This window comes from Streptococcus sp. C150 (genome assembly GCF_000187445.1).
Lineage (GTDB): Bacteria > Bacillota > Bacilli > Lactobacillales > Streptococcaceae > Streptococcus > Streptococcus raffinosi.
This window is the reverse complement of sequence record NZ_GL698449.1, coordinates 1,453,010-1,461,169: the sequence shown is the minus strand read 5'-3', so window position 1 is coordinate 1,461,169 and position 8,160 is coordinate 1,453,010. Positions and strand designations below refer to the sequence as shown.

The window sequence follows — 8,160 nt, the reverse complement described above, 5'->3', positions numbered from 1 at the left end:
CAATATAGGAGTAGTCTGGGAGAGATTTTCATAGACTATGCCAATATAAAGGCGTTGAAATAATAGAAGGCCACTTAATGCCAGATCATGTCCATATGTTAGTAAGTATTCCACCACGAATGAGTGTAGCTAGTTTTATGGGATATTTAAAAGGTAAAAGTGCATTAATGATGTTTGATAAACACGCCAATTTAAAATATAAATTTGGGAACAGACATTTTTGGGCAGAAGGTTATTATGTAAGTACGGTAGGACTTAATGAAGCCACAATTAAGAAATATATTCAGGAACAAGAGAAGCATGATATCGCTTTGGACAAATTAAGCGTAAAAGAATATGAAAATCCCTTTAGGGATAATGGTAAGTAATGCGAATGCCTCTTTGAGAGGCTTGTGACGAGTCAAAAGCAATAAGGCTTGAACAAAGTGAAAGCCAGCGTCTTTAGGCGCTGGCTGGTATTATGGGCTTATAGCCCTTGATCAAACCACCCGTTAGACGGGTGGTTATGATTTAGCTTATCCCAAAGCATCGTCCATTGAAAGAACTTCGTGGAAGACACGTTGAGTCAATTCAGTTTTTTGTTCTGGAGTGAGGTATTTAGTGTTTACACAGTATCCAGAGATACGAACGATAACGTCTTCACCATTCATAATCTTTTCGTAAACGTCTGACAAGTCCATAACGTTCAAGTTAACGTGTTGTCCACCGTTTTCGAAGTAACCATCAAGGATTGTTACCAAGTTGTCGACTTGTTCGTCACGAGTTTTACCAAGAGCACGAGGTGATACTTGAGTTGTCAATGAGATACCGTCAGCGGCATAACCGAAGTCAAGGCTAGCAAGTGAGTTCAAGTTTTGCAACCATCCACCTTTAGCTTTGTTAGATGGGTTAGCACCTGGTGAGAAGAATTCAAGTTTAGACAAGTTCACTGAACCATCTTCGTTGAGGTATACCCCTTTGTGAACTGGAGAGTTACCAGTTTGTTTAGAGTAGGCAACGTTTGAAGTGATTGTAAGAAGTGAAACTGTAGCTTCTGCATCTTTGTAAAGTTTGTGGCTACGAAGACGAGTAGTGTAAGCTTCGATCAACCATTCTGCCAATTCGTTAGAACGTGGGTCATCTTCACCCCAACGTGGGTAATCACCGATTGTTTCGTAGTCGTAGATGTAGCCATCTTCGTCACGGATTGGTTTAACAGTAGCGTACTTGATAGCTGCCAATGTATCAACAGTATTTGCGAAACCACAGATACCGAATCCCATGTTAGCACGTTGTTTAGTTGGCAAGAAGGCCATTTGAACAGCTTCGTAGTTGTACTTATCAGTCATGTAGTGGATGATGTTAAGGGCATCTACGTAAGTGTCAGTCAACCAGTCAAGAGATTTTTCGAAGTTAGCTTTAACAGTATCAAAGTCAAGAACTTCGTCACGGATTGGATCGATGTCAAATACTTTGTAGTCTTTATGAACATCGTCGTAACCACCGTTCAAACCAGTAAGAAGGGCTTTAAGAACGTTAACACGAGCACCGAAGTATTGGATGTTGTGGCGTTGTTCTTCGTTTTCTGGGTCAAGTGGTGATACACAACATGAGATACAGCTCATTTCACCGTATCCGTCTTTAGCCATAGTAGTCACACCTTCGTATTGGATAGAAGAGTGTTTGTGAGACATTGACATACAATAACGACGGAAAGCGTATGGCAATTTATCAGTCCAAAGAACAGTCAAGTTTGGTTCTGGAGAGTTACCAATGTTGTCCAAAGTGTTCAAGAAACGGAAGTCCATCTTAGTAACACGGTGGCGTCCATCAGCACCCATACCAGCCATTGAAGTTGTGATGAATGTTGGGTCACCTGAGTACAATTCGTCGTAAGCTTTAGTACGAGCGAATTTAACTGTACGCAATTTCATAACGAAATCGTCAATGAATTCTTGGATTTCTGATTCAGTGTAAGTACCACGAGCAAGGTCACGTTCTGCGTATACGTCAAGAACGATTGGCACACGTCCAAGTGAAGTAGCGGCACCATTGATGACACGACATACTGCCATGAAGGCGATGTTTGTCCATTGGATAGCTTCTTTAGTATCAAAGGCTGGACGACGAACGTCTACTCCGTAAAGGTCACCAAGAGCAACGACTTGTTGAAGTGCTTGATATTGAAGGTTAACTTCTTCACGAAGACGGATAGTTTCTTCGTCAATTTCTTTGATAGCATTCCAGTCGTTAACTTTTTCTTGCATCAAGTAGTCAGCACCATAAAGGGCAAGACGAGCGTAAACCCCGATGATACGTCCACGTGAGTAAGCATCGGGAAGACCAGTAACTGTGTGAGCGTGACGTGCACGACGGATGTTTGAAGTGTAAGCACGGAAGATACCATCGTTAACTGTAGTCACGTATTTAGTGAAAATTTCGTGTACAGCTGGATCTGGTTCATAACCGTGTTCTTTCAAAGCAGTTTCCGCCATACGGATACCACCTTTAGGCATAAAGTTCAATTTGAAGAGTTCATCATTTTGGATACCATAGATAAGTTCATCTTCTTTTGAAATGTATCCTGCAGGGATGTCAGCGATTGAAGTTGGACGAGTATCCATTGGGAAGCGTCCTTCAGCTTCATATCCTGCCTTAGTTTCATCTACGATTTTTTTAATTTTTAGAGAGCGTTCAGTTGGTCCTGCAAGGAAGCTTTCATCACCATCATAAGGTTTGTAGTTTGCTTGAACGAAACGTGAAACACTAGCTTTTTCTTTCCAGTCAGTTCCTTTAAAGCCTTCCCATGCTTTTTCAAAAACATCTGTGTTAGTTTTAACAGTTGCCATATTTGGTTCTCCTATAATTCTAGTAACAAATCATCTGTTACATTCTCTAGAAGTATTCTATCACACAGTAACCGCTTACACAACTTTAAAACTGTGATTTTAGAGATATTCTTTTATAATACAGATTTGAAAATACGTAATCTGTATTATAAATTTCTGTTTTGTGATAGATTTTGGTATGATATGGGGAGAATGCTTTGCAGACCCAAAGTTTTCTGTGAGGAGCTTTACAAGGAGACATATCTGAGAAAGGAGGCGGTAAGCCATGTTAGAATTTCCTCTGATTAACGACACGAGCCGAAAGATTATTCATATTGACATGGACGCCTTTTTTGCTCAGGTCGAGATGAGGGATGATCCCAGCCTTAAGGATAAGCCGGTTATTATTGGGCATGATCCTAGAAAAACAGGGGGACGTGGGGTGGTGTCAACTTGTAATTACGAGGCTAGAAAATACGGTGTCCACTCAGCCATGTCTTCTAAGGAAGCTTACGAACGTTGTCCAAATGCTGTCTTTATCTCAGGCAATTATAGCCATTACCGTGAGGTAGGGATGCAGATACGTGAGATTTTTAAGCGCTATACTGACTTGGTTGAGCCTATGTCTATTGACGAAGCCTATCTCGATGTGACGACCAATAAACTTGGCATCAAGTCGGCCGTTAAGGTGGCTAAGCTCATCCAGTATGATATCTGGCAGGAACTCCATCTGACCTGTTCAGCTGGTGTTTCCTACAATAAATTCATTGCCAAACTAGCTTCTGATTTTCAAAAGCCTGCTGGTTTGACGGTGGTATTGCCAGAGGAAGCTCAAGAATTTTTGGAAAAGCTACCTATTGAAAAGTTTCATGGGGTAGGTAAAAAATCAGTGGAACGTCTCCATGATATGGACATTTACACTGGTGCCGATCTTCTGAAGATTCCCGAGATGGACTTGATTGACCGTTTTGGACGATTTGGATTTGACCTCTTTCGTAAGGCCAGAGGAATTTCTAATAGCCCTGTCAGGCCCAATCGTGTCCGTAAATCTATCGGAAGTGAGCGAACCTATGGCAAGCTGCTTTATAATGAAGATGACATCAAGGCTGAGTTGACTAAAAATGCCAGAAGGGTAGCTGAGAGTGCCCAGAAGGCTAAGAAAGTCGGACGTATCATTGTCATCAAGGTCCGTTATTCGGATTTTTCGACCTTAACCAAGCGTATGACCTTGGACAAATCAACCCAGGACTTTGATACCATTGAAAGGATTGCTCATACTATTTTTGACCAACTGGAGGAAAATAGCAGTGGTGTTCGCCTCTTAGGTGTTACCCTGACAGGTTTGGAAGACCAAGAGGGCAGGCAGTTAGATTTGGAGACATGATTTGAAATCAATTTAATAGGTAGAGTTTTACTTCATACTCTGAAAAGTGACCTTGAAGAATCATCAGACCTATGCTATCTTAAATAGTAACCAATAGAAATGAGGGAACAATCTTAATGAAAAAACTGTTTACTTACTTAGGACTCGTCCTAGCAGCTTGTCTGATTCTCGTAGCCTGTGCGTCAAACAAGCCAGCGGAAAAGAAAAAGGCCGCACCAACACCAACAGAGCGTGCCAAGGCTGATGCGACAGTCTTGATTGATACCATGCTTGGAAAATCAAGTAATGGTTTCTCGAAACTCTACGGAGAAAATTACGAAAGTTGGACTGAATCGAATGTCTTCGAGAAGCAGGTCGCAGATACTATTGAAAAGGAAGGCTATACTCCTGAAGCTGACTATACCTTTAAGTATATTGAGGGCTATGATGCCAAAACACCAACCCAAGTGCTCTCTAAGTTTCTTAAGGTTCGCCGTAATATGATTGGGAAAATTCAGGACTATAAACTGAAGGATGTCAAAGTTAAGGGCAATGAGGCGACGGTTACCTTTACGTCACGATCTGTCAGTGCCTATGGAGCTGCAGCTGCCGTTCGTACTCTCCTGATGAGCCTCTATGATAACGACATTGATAAGTTGAAACAGTGGAATCAAGCTGACAAGAATGACGATGAAAAGGGTAAGGCCAAAGATCTCACAACGAAGTTCCTTTATGGTGAAAACTTTAACGGTGATTTAACGCAATTTAAGGATATTGATAAAGAAATGTCCTATACACCTTTGACAGGTGCTGATAATCTGGAAAAGACCTTCAAGCTTACCAAAGACGATGGAGGTAACTGGACTATTTCTGTAGAAGATTATAAAGAGCTTGCCGAAGACTTGGTCGACCATGACGAATCAGGAAGCAGAGCCGTTTACGCCGAACGTATCCATAAGAATTTGTCAGACTATCAACCTGAAGATAGTAGCGACTCAAGCAGTAAGTCATCAGATAAGGATAAGTAGTGTTTTAGCACAAATTGATTTTATCCATCACCACCCCAGCCTTTGGCTGGGGTTTTCTAATACCCAAATCCTAATAATTTTGTCCCTCTCATAATGTCATGAAAGCTTATTTTCCATGGTATAATGGATATTGTAGTCTGTATTCAGAATATTTTGATAAATGATTTGTCGAGGATTTTGGAAAGAATAAGTTGTGACGATAAACTTTCATCTCTCGATGACAAAGATGTATAAGGACAATATTGATAATGAATTTAACTAATACTAAGCATGAAGATATCTTCAAGAGGGTTTATGCTTTCAAGTTAACTATACTTATTTTTTGAATGTAGTCAGTCGCTGGGCTTCTCATGCACCATATAAGTCCCTAGCAGTACCTTTGGGGAGGATGACATCGTTCAGCTTAACCTCCATGAAAAGGCCCACGGACCTCATGGCTTGGTAGCTGGTACTACTGGATCAGGGAAATCTGAGATTATCCAGTCTTATATACTAAGTCTAGCAGTCAACTTCCATCCGCATGATGTGGCCTTTCTCCTCATCGACTACAAGGGTGGGGGATGGCAAACCTCTTTAGGGACTTGCCTCACCTCTTAGGGACCATTACCAACTTGGATGGTGCTCAGTCTATGCGTGCTTTGACATCTATCAAGGCAGAGCTTAAGCGTCGTCAACGCCTCTTCTCAGAGTATGATGTCAATCATATCAACCAGTATCAGAAAAAATACAAGTTAGGCGAAGTACCTGAGCCAATGCCTCATCTCTTCCTGATTTCGGATGAGTTTGCCGAACTCAAGCAGAACCAACCGGACTTTATGGCGGAGTTAGTATCTACAGCACGTATCGGACGTTCTCTTGGGATTCACTTGATTCTAGCAACGCAAAAACCATCTGGTGTGGTTAATGACCAAATCTGGTCTAACTCTCGCTTCAAGCTAGCTCTTAAGGTAGCAGACCGAGCGGACTCACAGGAGATGCTTCGTACACCAGATGCGGCGGATATTACCCAGTCAGGACGTGCTTATCTGCAAGTCGGAAACAACGAGGTTTACGAGCTCTTCCAGAGTGCTTGGTCGGGAGCTGAGTATCAACCTGAAAAGGACAAACAAGGTATCGAGGATCACACTATCTATGCTATCAATGACTTAGGACAGTATGAAATCCTAAATGATGATCTATCAGGACTTGAAGAGACTGAGGATATCAGACAGGTACCAACAGAGCTAGATGCCATTGTAGGCTATATCCACGACCTAGTAGTAGAAGAAGGCATCCCTGCCTTACCACAACCATGGTTACCACCGTTGAGTGAGGTCATGTTTGCACAAGACTATGATGAGATAAGCTTTAAAGAATATTGGAATCATCCTAGTCAGTTGGTTGCTTCTGTAGGGCTTCTTGACATTCCAAGTCAACAAAGACAGGTTGTTGGAACTTACGATATTCTTAGGGATGGGAACTTAGCAGTCTTTGGTGGTCCTGGTATGGGTAAATCTAACTTACTTCAAACTCTAACTATGGACTTGGCACGTAAAAACACACCCGAGGCTCTCCATGTCTATCTCTTTGATTTTGGGACCAATGCGCTCTTCCCACTGCGTAAATTACCACACGTGGCTGATTTCCTAACAGCAGACCAAGAGGAGAAGCTTGGCAAGTTTATGGTCCTACTCAAAGCAGAGATGGCTAAACGTAAGAAGCTCTTTGCTCAACATGATGTCAATAGCAAGGCTATGTATGAGGAGATGACAGGAAAATCCCTTCCTCAAATCGTTGTAATCATTGATAATTACGAAGGACATAAAGAAATTCAAAATGCTAACCTCAGGACAGATATGGATAATTTCTTCCTAACTCTTAGCCGAGATGGCTTTAGCTTTGGAATTTCAATCGTTGCTACAGGAAACCGTTCAATCGCTATTCGTGGAGCTATCCTCTCTAACTTTAGGAGTCGGATGGTGCTTAAGTTAACTGATGACGGTGATGTGCGAAACCTTATAGGGGCACGACCAGCCTACGCTATGGAAGAGATTCAAGGGCGAGGAGTCATGCGTTATGGAGATGATATCGAAGTGGTTCAAGTCTTTCTATCTAACAAGGGTATGGACGACATACAACGTCTTCATGAACTTCAAGAGGAGATCACTTCCATGGCAGATAGTTGGGACGGTCCTAAACCAAGAGCTATCCCAATCATGCCTGAACAGATCAGTTTTGATGCCTTTAGGGACATGGACTCCGTTCATGATGCTACGAAAGCAGGCCGTTTGACCCTTGGTATTACCTATGCTGATGTAGAAGCTTTTAGTCTAGAGTTGAGTCGCTTCAAGCACTTGCTATACACATCAGACAGAGTAGCGAACCTACAAAATATGACCAAACACCTGATTCGATCGGTTAACCTAGTTAACCCAAGTAGACTCATGGTGCTTGATACAGAAGAAGCCTACATAGATTACAAACCATACTTTACTGACTACTATGGTCAGGATGCAGAGATGGAAACTGTCTATGTGGAAATTATTACAGAAATCTATCGTCGAATGGATAGTGTAACAGAAGATGAAAAGACATGGTTTGTCTTCATTCCAAACATGGAGAAATTTGCGACCCAGACCAAGTTAAATGGGGAGCAACTTAACTTTGTTCTTGACAAGGCACCTAAAGTGGGAATTTACTTCTTCTTTGGAGGCATGTCAAGCTACTTGATAAATGGTATTTCAGATGTTGCCAAGGCAATGCGCAATAATGTCCAATACTTCCTATTTGGTATGCGCATGATGGATCAGGCTATCTTACCGAAGGTCTTTAACTCGAAAGAGCCTTATCCAGAACCTGATGTTGCCTATCTTCATGATAGAAAAGCAGAGAGACTGATGAAACTCTCGGATTTACAAGAAAGTGAGGGCTGAGCCTGTGAAGAAGAATTCAAAACGAAAAGTAACAGTGGTGTTGATTATAG

General features: G+C 41.8%; 3 protein-coding genes and 2 pseudogenes. 4 read left to right on the top strand and 1 reads right to left on the bottom strand.

Features of this window, described 5'->3' with window-relative positions; all coding sequences use genetic code 11:
- Positions 1 to 32: 32 nt before the first annotated feature.
- Positions 33 to 368 (top strand): annotated as a pseudogene (tnpA, locus tag HMPREF0848_RS06570) (IS200/IS605 family transposase); the annotation flags it as partial.
- A 147-nt stretch (positions 369 to 515) separates the two neighbouring features.
- Here the strand turns inward: tnpA and pflB are convergent.
- Entirely contained in the window at positions 516 to 2,828 is a 2,313-nt protein-coding gene (gene pflB, locus HMPREF0848_RS06565) for a formate C-acetyltransferase (RefSeq protein WP_008535460.1), read from the bottom strand.
- A 265-nt stretch (positions 2,829 to 3,093) separates the two neighbouring features.
- On the opposite strand from pflB, the gene dinB reads away from it, so the two are divergent.
- From dinB to essC, 3 genes and pseudogenes are all read left to right on the top strand, one after another.
- A complete protein-coding gene (gene dinB, locus HMPREF0848_RS06560; protein WP_008535459.1) occupies positions 3,094 to 4,191 on the top strand; it encodes a DNA polymerase IV in 1,098 nt (365 codons plus the stop codon).
- Positions 4,192 to 4,307: 116 nt separating this feature from the next.
- Positions 4,308 to 5,198: a hypothetical protein gene (locus tag HMPREF0848_RS06555; protein ID WP_008535458.1), complete on the top strand. Its 891-nt coding sequence runs from the start codon at positions 4,308 to 4,310 to the stop codon at positions 5,196 to 5,198.
- 322 nt (positions 5,199 to 5,520) lie between these two features.
- Positions 5,521 to 8,110, top strand: a pseudogene (essC, locus tag HMPREF0848_RS06550) (type VII secretion protein EssC); the annotation flags it as partial.
- Positions 8,111 to 8,160: the final 50 nt, after the last annotated feature.

What these genes read in the sequence shown, in the direction of transcription:
- dinB (WP_008535459.1), top strand. Translation starts at nt 3,094, where the DNA reads ATGTTAGAATTTCCTCTGATTAACGACACGAGCCGAAAGATTATTCAT.
- pflB (WP_008535460.1), bottom strand. Translation starts at nt 2,828, where the DNA reads ATGGCAACTGTTAAAACTAACACAGATGTTTTTGAAAAAGCATGGGAA.
- HMPREF0848_RS06555 (WP_008535458.1), top strand. Translation starts at nt 4,308, where the DNA reads ATGAAAAAACTGTTTACTTACTTAGGACTCGTCCTAGCAGCTTGTCTG.